The sequence below is a fragment of the Rhizobium sp. AC27/96 genome, from assembly GCF_001692325.1.
Lineage (GTDB): Bacteria > Pseudomonadota > Alphaproteobacteria > Rhizobiales > Rhizobiaceae > Rhizobium.
This window is the reverse complement of the sequence record NZ_LXKN01000022.1, coordinates 50471-68207: the sequence shown is the minus strand read 5'-3', so window position 1 is coordinate 68207 and position 17737 is coordinate 50471. Positions and strand designations below refer to the sequence as shown.

General features: G+C 59.8%; 18 protein-coding genes and 1 riboswitch. Of the genes, 12 read left to right on the top strand and 6 right to left on the bottom strand.

Going from position 1 to position 17737, the window contains the following annotated elements:
• Positions 1-216 precede the first annotated feature (216 nt).
• Positions 217-396 carry a hypothetical protein gene (locus A6U86_RS35475; protein WP_136686931.1) on the top strand — a complete coding sequence of 60 codons (180 nt, stop codon included), beginning with the start codon at positions 217-219 and terminating at the stop codon, positions 394-396.
• 75 nt (positions 397-471) lie between these two features.
• On the opposite strand, the gene A6U86_RS19880 is transcribed toward A6U86_RS35475, so the two are convergent.
• Positions 472-1845 carry a phosphatase PAP2 family protein gene (locus A6U86_RS19880; RefSeq protein WP_068394691.1) on the bottom strand — a complete coding sequence of 458 codons (1374 nt, stop codon included), beginning with the start codon at positions 1843-1845 and terminating at the stop codon, positions 472-474.
• A gap of 496 nt (positions 1846-2341) precedes the next feature.
• Positions 2342-2515: riboswitch (yybP-ykoY riboswitch) on the top strand.
• Position 2516: 1 nt separating this feature from the next.
• On the opposite strand from A6U86_RS19880, the gene A6U86_RS19875 reads away from it, so the two are divergent.
• Both A6U86_RS19875 and A6U86_RS19870 read left to right on the top strand, forming a co-directional pair.
• Positions 2517-3077, top strand: coding sequence for a manganese efflux pump (locus tag A6U86_RS19875; protein WP_068394690.1), 561 nt, complete (start codon positions 2517-2519; stop codon positions 3075-3077).
• A gap of 69 nt (positions 3078-3146) precedes the next feature.
• Positions 3147-4034, top strand: a complete 888-nt coding sequence (locus A6U86_RS19870) for a cation diffusion facilitator family transporter (RefSeq protein WP_068394689.1) — start codon at positions 3147-3149, stop codon at positions 4032-4034.
• A 50-nt stretch (positions 4035-4084) separates the two neighbouring features.
• On the opposite strand, the gene A6U86_RS19865 is transcribed toward A6U86_RS19870, so the two are convergent.
• The 5 genes from A6U86_RS19865 to A6U86_RS19845 are packed head-to-tail and all read right to left on the bottom strand — an operon-like array spanning position 4085 to position 8354.
• Positions 4085-4501: a DUF2177 family protein gene (locus A6U86_RS19865; protein ID WP_068394688.1), complete on the bottom strand. Its 417-nt coding sequence runs from the start codon at positions 4499-4501 to the stop codon at positions 4085-4087.
• 28 nt (positions 4502-4529) lie between these two features.
• On the bottom strand, positions 4530-4901 hold the full coding sequence (locus tag A6U86_RS19860) for a DUF2147 domain-containing protein (protein WP_141683756.1): 372 nt from the start codon (positions 4899-4901) through the stop codon (positions 4530-4532).
• Positions 4902-4928: 27 nt separating this feature from the next.
• A complete protein-coding gene (locus A6U86_RS19855) occupies positions 4929-6161 on the bottom strand; it encodes a cyclopropane-fatty-acyl-phospholipid synthase family protein (RefSeq protein WP_068394686.1) in 1233 nt (410 codons plus the stop codon).
• Positions 6148-6981, bottom strand: coding sequence for a DUF1365 domain-containing protein (locus A6U86_RS19850; protein ID WP_068394685.1), 834 nt, complete (start codon positions 6979-6981; stop codon positions 6148-6150). The genes A6U86_RS19855 and A6U86_RS19850 overlap by 14 nt, the downstream gene beginning before the upstream one ends.
• Positions 6978-8354: an NAD(P)/FAD-dependent oxidoreductase gene (locus A6U86_RS19845; RefSeq protein WP_068394684.1), complete on the bottom strand. Its 1377-nt coding sequence runs from the start codon at positions 8352-8354 to the stop codon at positions 6978-6980. Before A6U86_RS19845 ends, A6U86_RS19850 begins: the two co-directional genes overlap by 4 nt.
• 169 nt (positions 8355-8523) lie before the next feature.
• On the opposite strand from A6U86_RS19845, the gene A6U86_RS19840 reads away from it, so the two are divergent.
• The 9 genes from A6U86_RS19840 (at position 8524) to A6U86_RS19800 (ending at position 17565) form a co-directional block, all read left to right on the top strand.
• Positions 8524-9330 (top strand): DUF1295 domain-containing protein, encoded by an 807-nt coding sequence (locus tag A6U86_RS19840; protein ID WP_068394683.1) that lies wholly within the window; start codon positions 8524-8526, stop codon positions 9328-9330.
• Positions 9327-10355, top strand: coding sequence for a cyclopropane-fatty-acyl-phospholipid synthase family protein (locus A6U86_RS19835; protein ID WP_068394682.1), 1029 nt, complete (start codon positions 9327-9329; stop codon positions 10353-10355). The genes A6U86_RS19840 and A6U86_RS19835 overlap by 4 nt, the downstream gene beginning before the upstream one ends.
• Entirely contained in the window at positions 10352-10879 is a 528-nt protein-coding gene (locus tag A6U86_RS19830; RefSeq protein WP_068394681.1) for a hypothetical protein, read from the top strand. Before A6U86_RS19835 ends, A6U86_RS19830 begins: the two co-directional genes overlap by 4 nt.
• Positions 10880-11508: 629 nt before the next feature.
• A complete protein-coding gene (locus A6U86_RS19825; protein WP_068394680.1) occupies positions 11509-12591 on the top strand; it encodes an ABC transporter ATP-binding protein in 1083 nt (360 codons plus the stop codon).
• Between the two features lie 15 nt (positions 12592-12606).
• Complete coding sequence (locus A6U86_RS19820; protein WP_068394677.1) at positions 12607-13677, top strand: ABC transporter ATP-binding protein; 1071 nt, start codon at positions 12607-12609, stop codon at positions 13675-13677.
• A 2-nt stretch (positions 13678-13679) separates the two neighbouring features.
• A complete protein-coding gene (locus A6U86_RS19815; protein ID WP_068394675.1) occupies positions 13680-14552 on the top strand; it encodes a carbohydrate ABC transporter permease in 873 nt (290 codons plus the stop codon).
• Positions 14553-14590: 38 nt separating this feature from the next.
• On the top strand, positions 14591-15466 hold the full coding sequence (locus A6U86_RS19810; protein ID WP_244510016.1) for a carbohydrate ABC transporter permease: 876 nt from the start codon (positions 14591-14593) through the stop codon (positions 15464-15466).
• Between the two features lie 12 nt (positions 15467-15478).
• Complete coding sequence (locus A6U86_RS19805; protein WP_068394671.1) at positions 15479-15766, top strand: DUF2160 domain-containing protein; 288 nt, start codon at positions 15479-15481, stop codon at positions 15764-15766.
• Between the two features lie 68 nt (positions 15767-15834).
• Positions 15835-17565 (top strand): ABC transporter substrate-binding protein, encoded by a 1731-nt coding sequence (locus tag A6U86_RS19800; protein ID WP_068394669.1) that lies wholly within the window; start codon positions 15835-15837, stop codon positions 17563-17565.
• The last annotated feature ends 172 nt before the right edge of the window (positions 17566-17737 follow it).

Sequence of the window (17737 nt, the reverse complement as noted above, 5' to 3'; positions counted from 1 at the left end):
TCGGCTGTTGAGAGGGAGCGTGGTTGGCCACGCGCAGGAACGTTCGTGAGCAAGTCTCACTCCCGACCATCGATCACCGACGATTTCTCCACGCGACCTCCACAGTCGTCTGCTTTGAAGTCGATCACCAATCTCGCAAGAGACCTGTCTTACCGGGCATGCGAACCACCGCGTTCGGGCTCCCAAGAAGCCGAGGCTTGGAAAGCAATGGAATCAATGATGCTCTTTCGTCTGCTGCCGGCAATCTGCTTCATCGCAATGCTTTGCGGCATCGTGCTGTCCATAGCCGTGGTGCGGATCGGCGATGTCCATATCCGAGCGGCTGTCCAATATTCCGGGGTAGACCCGATTAATGGACCGCCCGGCTTCATCCGCGTCCACGCAATGCGGCGCTGATATGGCCGGGCGGCCTTAGCAGATGATGCCGAGCAAACCGCCGCGGCGACCACAGCGGATGTTGGCTCTTGCGCTCTATTTGCTCTGAGCCGCCTTGCGTTCCGACAGGTCGATTGCGCTCAGGGATGCTGCGTAGAGGTTAAGGCGCGAATAGACGCCGAACGAAGAACCATCATCCAGAAAGCCGCCACCAGGGCCTTCGGTCTCGGTCAGGATCTGGTTGGCTTCATCGAGCGTCAGCGAGGGAAACGCCGCCGTCAGGAGATGGCCGGCTTCCGGTGCCAGCGTGTTGACGTCTTCCTTCACGCCGAAGTTCTTCGGGTAGACGACAGGCAGGCCATAGGTCTGCGTCGCATCATAGGCTGCCTGGTTCATGGCCGGGTTGCTGAGCCGGCCGATATCGTCCTGAGCGCAGGCCTTGATCTCCGCACCGCAGATCGTCTTCAAAGTCTCAGTCAGATCGGCTCGCGCGGCGGTTACGGCTGCCTGATAGTCCTTGATCACAGGCGCGCCCTTCAGGGTCTGCCCGACATAGGCGGGATCGTTGGCGAGCAGGTGCGCCAGATCGTAGGTCGCGAGGGTACGGCCACCGAGGACGTCCATCGCATAATGCGCGCCCATGAGAATGCGGTCGTTGCCATATTCCGACGCCCGCGTGATCATTTGCGGATATCGTTCAGGCACAAGCACCGCCAGCAAGATGGATCCCATAAAGCCGTAGGTCGTGTGCCCACTCGGGAAGGATGGGCTGTCGATCAGGTTCATGACCGGCCCGCGATTGTAGACCGTATTATTCGCTGGCACGCCGAAGTAATCGCGTCCGACAATGGGGAGGATCTGCGGTTCGGTCTGGAAGGGGCGCGAGTCGCCAAAAGCGTCTGCACCTGACGTGCCGGCAGGCCGGCCGTAATTGGCGCCGAACATATCCGTGGTGCCGCCAATCTGTTTCAGAATGTCGGCTGCCTCCGCCGAAACGGGTGTCTTGCCATCCGTGGTGCCGTTGGCAAAGAAGTACTTCCCGGCATTGGAGTCAGAACCCGTGGTCGAGTTGGTATAGGCGATCAGGTCGGCGACAGCCTGCGATATGCTCGTGAAATGCTCGCGATCCTGATAATGAGCCCGCGCGACATAGGCGCTTCCAAGCGTCGTCCCGAGACCGTCAGCCAATTCCGCCAGATTGCCGTCGGTGATATAGGCATCCCTGAGCGCTTGCTGCTGCTGCTCGGTAAAGGGCAGCAGGGTCGACTGACGGATATCGCCCGTCTGGATACCGCCGGTGACGGCGTAGTTCGAAGACAGGGCCGCCTTCCCGCTTTGCGTTTTGCCGAGCACCGTCAAAGGGCCCAACCCTTTGAGCACGGCGAGGTTGGCGACGGTCTGCGCCTCCCCGGGGGCAGCATAACTCAGGCTGAGACCAAGAGCGACCGCAGCACATTGCAAAATCCGCATCGTTTAACTCCATGGCAAGGCGATTGATGGCCGCAACAATTCCCCGCCATTTTCGGTTTGGCAACCCGTTTTTGCACCGCATCAATCAAGCCTCTCAGATCACTAGTCAATTTAATGATCGGCCCGGCAGAGAAGAGTGGTCTTGCATCCGATCACGATAATCGGCCGCCATCGCCAATCCCTTTCTGGTTGTCTGGAAGGCTTCCACACAGCGATGGCGCCGCGAGACCAAAGACAGATCCACCCTGATCTGCATGGCGATCGGCTTCATATGGCCCTGCTTACGGCAAACCCGTCATTGATCGTTCATTGCACCGGGCCCTGATTGCATGAGGCAAAGCGCGACCTTTTCAAGCATTTGAAGGGGGAGTTTTTGCGACTGATTTGCATATGCATTTGCAACTGCGAAATACTCTGCAAATATTTGGAAAATAATGATAATTTCGATGCTGTCGGCGCGACTTTTGGTTGACAGGAAACCTTCGATGAACTAGGTCCTGCGGCCATCGGGGAGTAGCCACCGCTGACCCAGCGGGAGCGTGTCAACACACTCGTGCGCATTGCACGTGGCACGTTCAGTCGATTGATCGGCTCGGCAAGACCGTGGCGAAGACCGCCTGGCTCGGACAAGGCGGAGGACGCCCGGTTTGCATGTCCGCGAGGCTTTCGAGATGTCATTCTTTGCAATCGTCGTACTGGCGTTCAGCATGTCCATGGACGCATTTGCCGTTTCTATCGGCCGGGGTGCAGCAATGAGCCGGCCCCGCTTTTCGGAAACCATTCGCACCGGCATCGTCTTTGGTGCCGTGGAGGCGATCACGCCTGTCATCGGCTGGGCAGCCGGCGTTGCGGCAGCAAGATATGTCAGCGCCGTCGATCACTGGATCGCGTTCGGATTGCTTGCTGCCGTTGGTGCGAACATGCTCTACGCAGCGATCCGAAACAGGGCGGATAGCGAAGCACGCCCGGCCATGTCCTTTGCGGTATTGATGGCGACCGCCATCGGCACCAGCCTCGACGCGATGGCCGTCGGCGTATCGCTGGCATTCCTTCAGGTCAACATCATCGTCATCGCCGCGGCCATCGGTGCTGCAACATTCCTGATGTCGTCGGGTGGCATGTTCGTTGGGCGCCTGATCGGCGAACGTTTCGGCAGGATTGCCGAAGGTATCGCAGGCGCGGCGCTGATCGGGCTTGGCAGCTCCATTCTGTACGAACATCTGCTCGCCTGACGGCGCGCGATAGCAGACTGTGGTTTTGACGATAGGCTTGCAGCGGCCTTTGCTTATAATGGGACCGATATGGAACGATCTCTGAAAATTGCCCTGGGAAGTTTCGGCGTCAGCCTCGTCGTCCTGGCAATCAAGTATGCAGCCTATTGGGTAACCGGGAGTGTCGCGCTCTTATCGGATGCGCTGGAAAGCATCATCAATGTCGTGTCCGCAGTGGCGGTTATCGTCTCGGTGAAGATCGCATCCCAGCCGCCGGACGAAGAGCACCCTTACGGGCACCACAAGGCGGAGTATCTTTCCGCCGTGCTCGTTGGCGCCCTGATCATCGCGGCTGCCGTTGCCATCATGCATGAAGCCTATAACGGCTTTCTTGCTCCCAAGCCGATCGATGCGGCTTGGACCGGCCTTGCCGTCAGCTCATTTGCGACGATGATAAATGTGGTATGGGCCAACCTGTTGATGAGACAGGGGCGTATTCAACGCTCGGCGTCCCTCGTCGCCGATGGCAAGCACCTGATGGCCGATGTCATTACCTCCCTCGGTGTCGTCGTCGGTGTCGCTCTTGTCGTCTGGACCGGGATCACCCAACTCGACGCGGCCATCGCAGCGCTTGTTGCAGTCCATGTTCTCTGGAGCGGCTGGGGCGTCCTGAAGGAAAGCGCAAGCGGCCTGCTCGACGAGGCAGCTCCGCCCGAAGAGCTGGCGCATATCCGGGAGATCATCTCCCTCAATGCCGATGATGCGCTCGAAGCGCATGCCTTGCGGACGCGCCACGCCGGCAAGGCCACCTTTATCGACTTTCATCTTGTCGTCTCGGCGACAATGACCGTCGGACAATCCCACGATATCTGCGATCGTATCGAGGACGCTCTGCGTGCAGCAATTTCAGGCGCCATCGTCACGATCCATGTGGAGCCCGAACACAAGGCCAAGCATAAGGGAATCGTGGTGGTGTGAAGGGGTGGCGTTTTTGCTCCCCGTACAGGAGACCTGTCTTTCAAATCACTTTATGCGCCTGCAGACCCGACTAGGTGCTCCGTGAGCCATTGGCCGCTCCCTGCAGCAACGGCTGATAGAACCGTGCCCCACAGGAGATCGGCGATGGTCAGGGTCGTCGACCAGTTCCTGAGGGTCGACTGGTTGGTCAGGTCATAGGTTGCATAGGCGGCAAAGCCGAAAACCGCCCCATAGAGCACGGCCGTGCCGAGCGAACCAGATGTCAATCCGGGCCGTACCGCCAGGAAGGTCAGGGCCGCGGCATAGATCAGATAGAAGGCAACGGCCGGCGCCAACTGGAAGCTGGGCGCCAACAGGTCTCCAAGCAAGGGGCGATAGAGCCGGTCCGCCATGCTACTCAACCAGATAAAATCAATCGCGACGAAGACGATCAATGTCGAGAGATAAGCGACGATATGGGTTTTCACCGGATGCTCCTTCGCGGGTGGCTGCCAGTCAGTGGATACGTGTCCAGTCAACGCCCTTGCATATCAGGCCCGCGATGACGCAGCCCCGTGTCGTCATTTGGTCGCCGTTCACCGTCACGGTGATCCTGTAAGTCAAATCCCGTTGCGGATCGAAAGCACTGCCGGAGTAGACCCCATCCGCACCCGGCTTTATCGTCATGACCAGCTTGTCGCCGGCCTTCTCCGTCGGCGTACCCGGTTTTATCCAGGTGTTTACGGCGCAGATGTTCTTGCCGCAGGGCGCAATCCTGACCTTGGCGTTGCCGTCGCCGCGCGCCCATTGCCCATCGATGGCAGCGGCATGCGCGCTTGTCGCGCAGGCAAGGACGAGGAATGCCGAAGCTCCGATTATCGATCTCATGCGCAGGCTTCCTTATGCTTCCAGCCCTCAGGCATGCTCGATCGTGTAGAGCCCGACATCTATGCTCCCCTCATCGAATCCGGCCTCGCAGTAGCAGAGGTAGTAGTGCCAGAGCCGCCGGAACCGCTCGTCGAAACCGAGCGCGGCGATCGCCGGCCAGCGGGCATGAAAACGGGCACGCCATTCGGCGAGTGTCCGGGCATAGGACTTGCCAAAGAGTTCCTTGTCCCTGAGCACGAAGCCTGCCTTTGAGACTGCAGCTTCGAGCGCGGAATCGGACGGCAGGAAACCGCCAGGAAAAATGTATTTCTGGATGAAATCGGTGTCGCGGCGATAGCTGTCGAACCGGCTCTCTTCGATCGAGATGATCTGCAGCACGACGCGGCCGCCCGGCTTGAGGCAGCGTTTCAGCGTCGCGAAATAGTTCGGCCAATAGGCTTCGCCGACCGCCTCGAACATCTCAATCGAGACGATCCGGTCGAACTGGCCGGTAAGGTCGCGGTAGTCCTGCAGGCGCAGATCGACTTGATGGGATTGTCCGGCCTTATCGACGGCATCCTTCGCCCAGGCGAGCTGCGAGGGTGACAATGTGACACCCGTCACCCTCGCTTTTGCCCGGTCCGCCAGGAATATGGCAAGTGCGCCCCAACCACAGCCGATCTCCAGCACGTTTTTGCGGTCATCGAGATCAAGCGTTTCCAGGATACGCTCAAGTTTCTTCTGCTGCGACGCTTCAAGCGTTTGACCCGATCGGTCAAAGATCCCCGAGGAGTAGAGCATCGAAGGGTCGAGCCATTCCTTGTAGAAATCATTGCCGAGATCGTAATGCGCCTCGATATTGCGTCGGCTGCCATGCTTGGTATTCGCATTCAGCAAATGTTTCGCGCGATTGATGAACCGCATGAGGGGGCTGCCGGTAACCGTCGGCGCGAGCGCCTCGGTGTTTCTGGCAGCAAACCGGATGACGGCAGTCAGATCCGGCGTCGTCCAATCCTCGTCGAGATAGGCTTCAGCGAAACCGATATCCCCCGCGACGAGAACGCGACGCAGCATGCGCCATCGGCGGATGACGATCATTGCCTCCGGCCCTGACTCACTGCCAATTTTCTCGATCAGGGCGCCGGACGGCAGCTCTATCCTGAGGCGCCCATGGCGAACGTTCCGCAACAGCCGCAGCAGCAAACGGCCAGCAAAGCCAAGCCCATCGGTATCCTTGGAGGCATCGAGCGACATGCGGGAAAAATCGTCAAACGGGCTCATGAACATCGACCTTTCGATGGGATGCCTTGCCGTCTGCGTATGATGGGCGGACGAATGAAACAGGCTCTTGTGGTGGAGTTGGATGCACGCGCAGGCGGATGCCCTTCAGCCAGATCTTCAGCGCTTCCCAATGGATGCCGCCAACGACCCGGAGCGTCAGGAAGGGGATCGCGAAGAATGCCTTGAGAAGGGCTGCGTCCGTGAGCGCGGTGCGGCGTGCCAAATGCCGGGCGGTCATCACAATCCCGTCGCGATCGAACGTCTCGATCCGGATCGAAAGCAGCTCGTCCGGTGGCGACACGCGGAATTTGTAGCGCAGATCCATGTCCATGAAGGGCGAGACATAGAAGGCCTTGTCGCAATGCTGGACAATTTCGGGCCCGGCGCCTGCTTCGACGGGGATCATGTAGCCATGGCGTTCGCCGAATGTGTTGTCGACTTCCCAGAGGATAGCTTTCAGCGATTCATCCCGCGCATGGCAGAAGAAGACGCTGAGCGGATTGAAGGCCCAGCCGAGCAGCCGCGGCATGGTAAGCAGCCGGATCGCCCCGCCATCCGGTTCGATGCCGGCTTCAAGCATGCGTTGCTCCACCTGCGTCTTGAGATCGGAGCCGGAGCGATCACCACGATCCTTGCGATAGAAGGAGAAAAGATTGAAGCGGTCGATCGACAGCAGGCGCAGCCGCCGATCGATTCCATCGAGCTCGTCCAGATCGATCAACAGGGAATAGATGCGATAGGAAAGCCTATGCTGTTTCGGCTTCAGCCTCGCATGTGTGACATGGCCGGGAAACAATGCCGAGCGAAGATCCACGCTCATGCGGTCACCTCCACTTCGACTGGCAGCTCGATCGGCTTCATGATCGGCTTGCGGACGATGCGGGCACTTTCCTGCGCGACCTGCCACGGCCGACGCAGACCGCCGAGATCTTCCGCAACCGCAAGCCCGGCCTGAATGCCGTCCTCGTGGAAGCCGGACCCGAAATGAGCGCCGCAGAACCAGGTGTTTCGCACACCCTGGAGCGACCAGATTTCTTTCTGCGCGCGATCCGTGCCGAGATCGAAGACCGGGTGTTCATAGACCTCGCGGCTGATCACGGTTTCTTCCCGTGGAGCACGGCGGGGATTGAGCGTCACGAAGGTCGGTGCTGCGGCTCCGAGCGGCTGCAGCCTGTTCATCCAGTAGGTGATTGCAGGCTGGCTCGGTTCGCCGTTCGTATCGGCGACATAGTTCCAGCTCGACCAGGCAGCCCGCCGTTTCGGCATCAGGCTGGTGTCGCCGTGCAGCACGGCTTCGTTGCGGGAATAGCGGAACGCGCCGAGAATACGCTTCTCCTCGGCGCTCGCATCGACGAGCATGCGAAGAGCCTGATCGGCATGCGTGGCGATGACGACGTCATCGAACACATGCCGGCCACCATGGGCATCGGCGAGTTCGACGCCATGCGAGTTGCGGCGCACGGCCGACACCGGCGTCGATAACAGGATGCGATCAGCGAAATGGCGGGTCATGCGCGCCACATATTCGCGGCTGCCGCCCTTGACCGTGCGCCAGACCGGCCGGTTCCACAATTCCAGCAGCCCGTGATTGCGGCAGAACCGCACAAAGCTTGCTGCCGGATAGGCACCGACCTGCATGGCGGGCGTCGACCAGATGGCCGCTGCCATGGGATAGAGATGATCGTCACGAAACGGACGCCCATAGCCATTGCGGGAAAGGTAATCATCGAGCGAAATACCGCCCATCACCGCGAGGTCGCGAGGCGCGTTGCGATAAAACCGCACGAGATCGCGCATCATCGACCAGAAGCGCGCACTGACGAGATTGGACTTTTGCGCCAGGAGACCGAAGCCTGTGCCGCCGGAATATTCATAGCCGCCATTGTCGAGCGAGACGGCAAAAGACATGTCGGAAGCCGTCGTGGGCACATCGAGCATGCGGAAAAGAGCCGTCAGATTGGGATAGGTGACTTCGTTATAGACGATGAAGCCGGTATCGACGGCGACCGGACCGGTGGCACCTTCGAATTCTACAGTGTTGCTGTGGCCGCCAACGCGATTACCCGCCTCGAAGACAGTCACGTCGTGCCGCTGCGACAAGAGCCAGGCGGCCGAGAGCCCAGAAATGCCGCTGCCGATAACAGCAATCTTCAGGCGCCGTCCGCCTCCGTTTCGATCGTAATCACCCGTCAAAACCCTGCTCTCCCAATGACCGTTTCCTGGTTCACAAGATAGATACGCAGGGGAAAGCAGTCTGGTTTCGCGCATCGCGAGATTTTTTTGCGCGGGCGCGAAACCGGTTCGGTGCGATCACCGTAAATCCAATAGCAGCGCGATGATGCGCATGAATGCGAGTGAATGAATGGATTGGTTTCTTCTCGTTGCTATAGCGATAGGCCTGTCGCTAGCCATGGCCGGGTCCTGGTTCGTGCAGCGCATAACCGGACTTAGCGGCTGGATCGATACCATATGGTCCCTGTCCGTCGGCCTCGGCGGCATTGTTGCAGCCCTTTTCGCCCACGGCGTTTTCGAACGCCGCATGACCGTCCTGATCATCATTGCGGCCTGGGCGCTACGCCTTGGCAGCCATATCGGAGCGCGCACCATGGGCAGCGGAGAAGATCCTCGCTACGCGAAAATCATCGAGGGCTGGGGCGATAGCGCCGCGTGGCGACTGTTCATCTTCCTGCAGGTTCAGGCACTGGCGGCTTTCATTCTCGTCCTTGCCGTCTATCTCGCGGCGGCAAATGGCGCCGGCTATCCTCGCGTGCTGGATTTTCTTGCCGTCCTCGTCGCGGTGGTCGCGCTTGCCGGGGAAAGCATTTCGGACGCACAGCTCTCGCGGTTCCGTAAGTCACCGCAGGCAAAGAGCGAGATCTGCGAGACAGGCCTGTGGCGATATTCCCGCCACCCCAACTATTTCTTCGAATGGCTGTTCTGGTGCTCCTGGCCGCTGTTCGCGGTTTCAAACTCATTCATGAGTTTCATGTCGCTGCTCGCACCCGCGCTGATGTACTGGCTGCTGGTGCACGTCTCCGGAATCCCGCCGCTGGAAGAACACATGCTGCGCTCGCGCGGCGATCAATTCCGTGCGCTGCAACGGCGCGTCAATGCCTTCTTTCCCGGACCTCGCAAACAAGAATCCCGCAATCACGGAGATCGAACATGAATATGCTGGCCTTTGCTATCAACGCTGCCGAGCGCGCGCCGCTCACCGATGGCATAACGCTTGCCGGCATCGATTTCCTCTGCGGACGCACGAAACGGCGATTGGCGGCAATACCGGACGATGCAGAACGGGCCTTCGTCGAAACGATGGGCAATTTTCCGGTAGCGATTCATACGGAGGAGGCAAATCGCCAACATTATGAGGTGCCCGCCGAATTCTTCGCATTGGTCCTCGGGCCGCAGCGTAAATATTCGTCCTGCCTCTATCCGAGCGCCGATACGACGCTGGCGGAAGCGGAAACCCTGGCTCTTGCCGAGACGGTCAGGCACGCGGATATCAGGGATGGCATGAGCATTCTCGAACTCGGCTGCGGCTGGGGCTCCCTGTCGCTTTACCTGGCGCAGCAATTTCCGCATTCTCGCATCACCTCCGTATCGAACTCGGCTTCGCAACGCGAATATATCGTCAATATTGCCGGTAAGCGTGGCCTGACCAATCTCACGGTCGTGACCGCCGACATGAATGATTTCGCCACTGACGAACGCCATGATCGTGTGATCTCGGTTGAGATGTTCGAGCACATGTCGAACTGGCGCACGCTGCTGGAACGGGTTCGCGGCTGGATGAAACCCGAGGGCAGACTTTTCCTGCACATCTTCACCCATAGATACCGCTCCTATCGCTTCGATCATGATGATCCCGCCGACTGGATCGCTCATCATTTCTTCACCGGCGGCATCATGCCGGCCCACGACCTGCCATGCCGGTTCGGCGACCTCTTCACGCTCGAACGCAAATGGCGATGGTCCGGCATGCATTACCGCCGCACGGCGCTCGACTGGCTTGCCAATTTCGATCGCGAAATCGGCCGTATCCAGCCGATCTTCGCTGAGGTCTACGGCAAGGATAGTGCACTCTGGCAAAGACGCTGGCGGCTCTTCTTCCTGGCGACCGCCGGTCTGTTCGGCCATGATAGTGGCGATGTCTGGGGCGTCGGCCATTATCTTCTGAAGCCTGCGGGATGAGCCGGCAAACGCTCGATCCGCTGACCCGGGCCACTGTGACGATCGCCTGGGTCATCATCGCCAACAAGCCCTTCTACCCGCTTTATGTGTGGTGGCTGGTCGGCCAGGGCGTCGGAATATCCGCGCTAACGCTTGTCTCCATTCCCTTCTTTCTTGCGATCCCGTTGGCAGCCGGACGATCCCCGTTTTTCGCTCGGCTGGCCCTACCACTCATCGGTACGCTCGATACCGTCTTCGAAACGGCCATTTTCGGAAAAGCGTCGGCGACGCTGCTGTTTCTCGCTCCCTGCATGGCGTTGGTGATGGTATCTTTTCACGCAGCTGAGAAGTGGTGGCAGCGTGGGCTTGCCTGTTTCATCTTCATCTGTTTTGCCACGTCGTGGTGGGCGATCAGGGATCCCGTTTTTCCCTGGAACAGCGATCAGCTCGCAACATTGTTGAGCATCAACGCCTTTGCGGTCGCAAGCCTGATGGCATTTATCGCCCTGCGCTATGCCGGCCTCAAGGCCGACACTTCCATCTAACGGCAGCCGTTGCAGCCATCTTCGCCGTCAGCCAGACGGCGGAGAACGTGGCCGCCTGCGGCAGTCCCCGCCTTCGCTATCCCGTCTCAAAACAAGTCTGGAATCGGAATTATGAAGCGAAACTGAAACGCATTAAGTTTTCGTTTGACATTCCTTTTGCTTCATTTATCGTCCTTCCAGTTTCGGTTTTCGCGTGAGGGGTAGAAATCGAAACGGGGGAGAAATCATTGTCCAAAGGTCATTTCGACAGCATAGACGTCCTTGATTGCGGTGTGAGGCACAGCTCCGCCAGCCGCTCTTATCGTATCCATTCAAAAGAGAAGCAGGCATCGGTCTCGTGCGGACCGAACCGTTTCCGCGATGGAGCATTTCCACGCGTTTGCTTTACATCCAATTTGACGCAATCCCCCTCCTCGCAAGGGTTCCGCAGGCCCGAGCCTGTGGGAAAGAAGCAGCATTGGGCACCGATGACCGCGGCGGCCTCGTCAATTGAAATTGCCAGATGAATTCAGAAGCGATCCCACCGGGAGATACTCTTCCGGACACTATTCAATAGGCAGCAAACGGCCCTTACGGCCAAAAATCCGTCGCAGCATCGCTATTGTGCGGTGCACAGAGGGGAGCAAATCGTGCTTGAACTGAGAAGCGTGTCAAAGTCGGTTAGCGGCGAGACGCATATTGCGGAAACGAACCTGACGTTGCAGCGCGGCACTTTGAATGTGCTGCTTGGGCCGACGCTTTCGGGAAAGACGTCGCTGATGCGGCTGATGGCTGGCCTCGATAAGCCGACCACGGGCACGATCCATGTCGATGGCACGGATGTCACGGGCGTCCCGGTACAGCGGCGCAATGTCGCCATGGTCTACCAGCAGTTCATCAACTATCCCGCCATGACCGTCTACGACAACATCGCCTCGCCGATGCGCCTGAGCGGCGCAAATGCTGAAACCATTGACCGGGAAGTGAAGAAGGCCGCCGACATCCTGCGGCTCGGCCCCTTCCTCGATCGCCTGCCGCTCAGCCTTTCCGGCGGCCAGCAGCAGCGCACCGCCCTTGCCCGCGCCATCGTCAAAAAGGCGGGTCTTGTGCTGCTCGATGAGCCGCTCGCCAATCTCGACTATAAGCTGCGCGAGGAGCTGCGCGCCGAACTGCCGAAGATCTTCGCCGAATCCGGCGCGATCTTCGTTTATGCCACCACCGAGCCATCCGAGGCGCTGCTTCTGGGTGGCAATACCGCAACGCTCTCGAAGGGCCGCATCACGCAATTCGGATCGACGATCGAGGTCTTCCGCAATCCGAAGGACCTGATCACCGCGACAACCTTCGCCGATCCACCGCTGAACACCATCATGCCAGACAAGCGCGGTAAAGAATTCGTGCTCGACGGCAATATCCGCCTGCCCGTGCCGCAAGGCTTCGAAGATCGGCCGGATGGCCGCTACACCATCGCCTTCCAGCCGCATCATCTGGCACTTGCGCCGCAAACCCCGGAAGCCGTCGCTGCACCGGCGAAAGTCACCGTCACCGAGATCACCGGCTCGGAAAGCTTCATCCATCTCGATTTTTCCGGCCGCCGCTGGGTGATGCTGACCCAGGGCGTCCAGCACCTCGATGTCGATGATGCGATCAATGTCTATATCGACCCCCGCCATATCATGGTCTTCGACACCGATGGCGCCGCCGTCGTGCCGGACCTGCAACACGCCGCCTGAGGAGAGACATCGCCAATGGCACGCATCGACCTCGACCACATCAGGCACGCCTATAACGACCATCCCAGATCGGATGCGGATTACGCGCTGAAGGAAGTCAACCATAGCTGGGAAGATGGCAGCGCCTATGCGCTGCTTGGCCCTTCCGGCTGCGGCAAGACCACGCTGCTCAACATCGTCTCTGGGCTGGTGCAGGCCTCCGAGGGGCGGATCCTGTTCGATGGCAAGGACGTCACCCGGCTGTCGACCCAGGAGCGCAATATCGCCCAGGTCTTCCAGTTTCCGGTCGTCTACGACACGATGACCGTCTACGACAACCTCGCCTTCCCGCTGCGCAACCGGCATGTTCCGGAAGCAGACGTGAAGCGCAAGGTCGATGAGATCATCGAAATGATCGGCCTTTCCGATAGCGCCCACCGCAAGGCGCGTGGCCTGACGGCCGATGCCAAGCAGAAGATCTCGCTCGGCCGGGGCCTCGTGCGCTCCGACGTCAACGCCATCCTGTTCGACGAGCCGCTGACGGTCATCGACCCGCATATGAAATGGGTGCTGCGCTCGCAGCTGAAACAGCTCCATCGCCGCTTCGGCTTCACCATGGTCTACGTCACCCATGACCAAACGGAGGCGCTGACCTTCGCCGATAAGGTGGTTGTCATGTACAATGGCGAGGTGGTGCAGATCGGCACGCCGAACGATCTGTTCGAACGCCCGCGCCACACTTTCGTCGGCTATTTTATCGGCTCGCCCGGCATGAACGTCATGCCGGTGGAAATCGAAGGCCGCAATGCGCATATCGGCAACCGCGCGATCGCGCTGCCCGGCACACCATTGGAAAAGCGCACCGGCCGCTCCGAACTCGGCATCCGTCCCGAATTTGTCCGCATCGGCCGCGAGGGCATTCCCGCCACCGTCACCAAGGTCGAAGACCTCGGCCGCCGCAAGGTGGTGCGCGCCAAGATCGATGGTCAGGATATCGTCGCCGTCATCGGCGAGGACCAGATCGTACCGGCCGAGCCGCATATCGCCTTCGATCCGGCTGGCATCAATATCTATGCCGACTCCTGGCGCATCGAGATGGGAGCCTGAGCATGGACAAGACCTGGAACAACAAAGCCTGGTTCATGCTCATCCCCGTGCTGCTGCTTGTCGGCTTTTCCGCCGTTATCCCGCTGATGACGGTGGTGAACTATTCCGTGCAGGATACTTTCGGCAACAACGTCTTCTTCTGGGCGGGGACGCAGTGGTTCGAGCAGATCCTGCAGTCCGGACGCTTCTGGGATGCGATGTTCCGCAACCTGATCTTCTCCTTCGTCATCCTGGCGATCGAAGTGCCGCTCGGCATCTTCATCGCGCTCAACATGCCGAAGAAGGGCGTCGGCGTACCGATATGCCTGGTGCTGATGGCACTCCCCTTGCTGATCCCGTGGAACGTCGTCGGCACGATCTGGCAGGTCTTCGGCCGCAGCGATATCGGATTGATGGGCTACGTCCTCGTCAATATCGGCATCGACTATAACTACGTGTCCGATCCGGCCGACGCATGGGCGACGATCATCATCATGGACGTCTGGCATTGGACCAGTCTCGTCGTGCTGCTCTGCTATGCCGGCCTTGCCTCCATCCCCGACGCCTTCTACCAGGCCGCCAAGATCGACGGCGCCTCCCGCTGGTCGGTCTTCCGCTACATCCAGCTGCCGAAGATGAACCGGGTGCTTTTGATCGCCGTGCTGCTGCGCTTCATGGATAGTTTCATGATCTATACCGAACCCTTCGTCGTCACCGGCGGCGGCCCCGGCAACTCGACGACCTTCCTGTCGATCGACCTTGTGAAGATGGCGCTCGGCCAGTTCGACCTTGGCCCGGCGGCAGCCATGTCGCTCGTCTACTTCCTGATCGTGCTGCTTCTGTCCTGGGTCTTCTATACCGTCATGACCAATTACGATGCGGGGGCGAGCCGATGAGCGGCAAATCGATGTCCACCACGGCCGGAGATGCCGCGATGCAGACAATGACGGCGCCCGGCACCTCAGCCGCGAATACAGCCGGTACCCAGGTTGCCCGCAGGCAAAGCGAAAAGGGGCGCTGGTCCTGGCTGGTGCCGGCGATCTACATCATCTTCCTGTTGCTGCCGATCTACTGGCTCATCAACATGAGCTTCAAGACGAACGAAGAGATCGTCAACGGGCTGACGCTTTATCCGCATGCGCCGACGCTGCGCAATTACGCGATCATCTTCACCGATCCGTCCTGGTACAAGGGCTATATCAACTCGATCACCTATGTCGTCATGAACATGGTGATCTCGGTTGCCTGCGCCCTTCCCGCGGCCTACGCCTTCTCGCGCTACCGCTTCCTCGGCGACAAGCATGTGTTCTTCTGGCTATTGACGAACCGCATGGCGCCGCCGGCAGTCTTCGCGCTCCCTTTCTTCCAGCTCTATTCCGCCTTCGGCCTGATCGACACCCATATCGCCGTGGCGCTGGCGCATTGCCTGTTCAACGTGCCGCTGGCGGTCTGGATCCTCGAAGGCTTTATGTCCGGCGTGCCGAAGGAGATCGACGAGACGGCCTATATCGACGGCTATTCGTTCCCGCGCTTCTTCATCAAGATCTTCATTCCGCTGATCGCCAGCGGCATCGGCGTCGCCGCCTTCTTCTGCTTCATGTTCTCCTGGGTCGAGCTGCTGATCGCCCGCACGCTGACGGTGACGGACGCCAAGCCGATCGCCGCCATCATGACGCGAACTGTCTCGGCCTCGGGCATGGACTGGGGCCTGCTTGCCGCCGCCGGCGTGTTGACCTTGGTTCCCGGCGCGCTCGTCATCTATTTCGTCCGCAACTACATCGCCAAGGGCTTCGCGCTCGGCCGCGTCTGAAGGGAGACCGCCATGAACACCGATTTCTCTTGGATGGCCTGGACGCTGCCGACGGCTCTCTTTTTCGCAACGATCCTGGTGCTTTTGATCGGCATGGCGGTCTGGGAATATGTTTCGCCCGGCGGCAATCCGCGCGTCGGCATCCTGCATTTCGAAACCACACGCGGCGACCGGCTGTTCATTTCACTGCTTGGTGCCGCTTTCATCCACATCGCCTGGCTGGGCCTGGGAGGCCCCAGCCTGTGGTGGGCTCTTGCTCTTTCCGTGGTCTACGCCGTCGGCGTCTTCCGTCTGGTCTGAAGCAAACTGGTACGGAGGCCGGGGGTCTGGCCGCCTGAATGATATTCGCAACCTGTAGGGAGGAATTTATGCGAAGACATCTCTTAACGACGACGGCTGTCGCTCTGCTGGCCTTGGCCGGCACGGCTCATGCCGGCATGAACGAGGCCAAGACATTCCTGGACAAGGAGATCGGCGATCTCTCGACGCTCTCGCGCGCCGACCAGGAAAAGGAAATGCAGTGGTTCGTCGACGCGGCCAAGCCTTTCCAGGGCATGGAAATCAAGGTCGTTTCGGAGACCCTGACGACCCACCAGTATGAATCTCAGGTTCTGGCACCGGCCTTCACCGCCATCACCGGCATCAAGGTCACCCACGACGTCATCCAGGAAGGCGACGTTGTCGAAAAGATCCAGACCCAGATGCAGACCGGCCAGAACCTCTATGACGGCTGGGTCAACGATTCCGACCTTATCGGCACCCATTGGCGCTACAAGCAGGTGCGCAACCTGACCGACTGGATGGCGGGTGAAGGCAAGGATGTTACCAATCCGGGCCTCGACATCGCCGACTACATCGGCACCAGCTTTACGACCGCGCCTGACAAGAAGCTCTACCAGCTTCCCGACCAGCAGTTCGCCAACCTCTACTGGTTCCGCTACGACTGGTTCAACGACGAGAAGAACAAGGCCGATTTCAAGGCCAAGTACGGCTATGAGCTCGGCGTGCCGGTCAACTGGTCGGCCTATGAGGATATCGCCGAATTCTTCACCGGCCGCGACGTCAACGGCAAGAAGGTCTACGGCCATATGGATTATGGCAAGAAGGACCCGTCGCTCGGCTGGCGCTTTACCGATGCCTGGCTCTCCATGGCCGGCAATGGCGACAAGGGCCTGCCGAACGGCCTCCCGGTCGACGAATGGGGCATCAAGGTCGATGCCAACTCCCGTCCGGTCGGCTCCTGCGTTGCCCGCGGCGGCGATACCAACGGCCCGGCTGCCGTCTATTCCATCCAGAAGTATCTCGACTGGTTGAAGGCCTATGCACCGCCGGAAGCCCAGGGCATGACCTTCTCTGAATCCGGTCCGGTTCCGGCACAGGGCAATGTCGCCCAGCAGATCTTCTGGTACACGGCCTTCACCGCCGACATGGTCAAGCCCGGCCTGCCGGTCATGAATGCCGACGGCAAGCCGAAATGGCGCATGGCACCCTCGCCGCACGGTGTCTACTGGAAGGAAGGCATGAAGCTCGGTTATCAGGACGTCGGGTCCTGGACGCTGATGAAATCGACGCCGGTCGACCGCGCCAAGGCCGCATGGCTCTACGCGCAGTTCGTGACCTCGAAGACGGTGGACGTGAAGAAGAGCCATGTCGGCCTCACCTTCATCCGCGAATCCACCATCCGCGACAAGAGCTTCACCAAGCGTGCGCCGGAACTTGGCGGTCTGATCGAGTTCTACCGCTCGCCGGCTCGCGTGCAATGGTCGCCGACCGGCACCAACGTTCCGGACTATCCGAAGCTGGCACAGCTCTGGTGGCAGGCGATCGGCGATGCCGCATCGGGTGCCAAGACTGCCCAAGGCGCCATGGATGCGCTTTGCGCTGACCAGGAAAAGGTCATGCAGCGCCTGGAACGCGCCGGCGTTCAGGGTGACATCGGTCCGAAGCTCGCCGAAGAGCATGATCTCGCCTACTGGAACGCCGATGCCGTCAAGAACGGCCATCTCGCTCCGCAGCTGAAGATCGCGACCGAGAAGGAAAAGCCCGTAACCATCAACTACGATGAGCTGGTCAAGAGCTGGGCCGACGCGAAGAAATAGTCGAGCTTCTCGGCTTTTCTCAACAACCGCATGCCCTCCCCGATTTGAACCGTCGGGGAGGGCATCATGTTTACCGGACCGCTGATGAACAGGGACGGCTTCACTCTGCCTAAGGCTGATCAATCGCCTGCGCAGAAGCCTTCCGATCTGCCGCTCCGGAAAACTTTACGGA

What these genes read in the sequence shown, in the direction of transcription:
- A6U86_RS19835 (WP_068394682.1), top strand. Translation starts at nt 9,327, where the DNA reads ATGAATATGCTGGCCTTTGCTATCAACGCTGCCGAGCGCGCGCCGCTC.
- A6U86_RS19840 (WP_068394683.1), top strand. Translation starts at nt 8,524, where the DNA reads ATGGATTGGTTTCTTCTCGTTGCTATAGCGATAGGCCTGTCGCTAGCC.
- A6U86_RS19815 (WP_068394675.1), top strand. Translation starts at nt 13,680, where the DNA reads ATGGACAAGACCTGGAACAACAAAGCCTGGTTCATGCTCATCCCCGTG.
- A6U86_RS19820 (WP_068394677.1), top strand. Translation starts at nt 12,607, where the DNA reads ATGGCACGCATCGACCTCGACCACATCAGGCACGCCTATAACGACCAT.
- A6U86_RS19810 (WP_244510016.1), top strand. Translation starts at nt 14,591, where the DNA reads ATGCAGACAATGACGGCGCCCGGCACCTCAGCCGCGAATACAGCCGGT.
- A6U86_RS19875 (WP_068394690.1), top strand. Translation starts at nt 2,517, where the DNA reads ATGTCATTCTTTGCAATCGTCGTACTGGCGTTCAGCATGTCCATGGAC.
- A6U86_RS19830 (WP_068394681.1), top strand. Translation starts at nt 10,352, where the DNA reads ATGAGCCGGCAAACGCTCGATCCGCTGACCCGGGCCACTGTGACGATC.
- A6U86_RS19855 (WP_068394686.1), bottom strand. Translation starts at nt 6,161, where the DNA reads ATGAGCCCGTTTGACGATTTTTCCCGCATGTCGCTCGATGCCTCCAAG.
- A6U86_RS19805 (WP_068394671.1), top strand. Translation starts at nt 15,479, where the DNA reads ATGAACACCGATTTCTCTTGGATGGCCTGGACGCTGCCGACGGCTCTC.
- A6U86_RS35475 (WP_136686931.1), top strand. Translation starts at nt 217, where the DNA reads ATGATGCTCTTTCGTCTGCTGCCGGCAATCTGCTTCATCGCAATGCTT.
- A6U86_RS19800 (WP_068394669.1), top strand. Translation starts at nt 15,835, where the DNA reads ATGCGAAGACATCTCTTAACGACGACGGCTGTCGCTCTGCTGGCCTTG.
- A6U86_RS19870 (WP_068394689.1), top strand. Translation starts at nt 3,147, where the DNA reads ATGGAACGATCTCTGAAAATTGCCCTGGGAAGTTTCGGCGTCAGCCTC.
- A6U86_RS19860 (WP_141683756.1), bottom strand. Translation starts at nt 4,901, where the DNA reads ATGAGATCGATAATCGGAGCTTCGGCATTCCTCGTCCTTGCCTGCGCG.
- A6U86_RS19850 (WP_068394685.1), bottom strand. Translation starts at nt 6,981, where the DNA reads ATGAGCGTGGATCTTCGCTCGGCATTGTTTCCCGGCCATGTCACACAT.
- A6U86_RS19880 (WP_068394691.1), bottom strand. Translation starts at nt 1,845, where the DNA reads ATGCGGATTTTGCAATGTGCTGCGGTCGCTCTTGGTCTCAGCCTGAGT.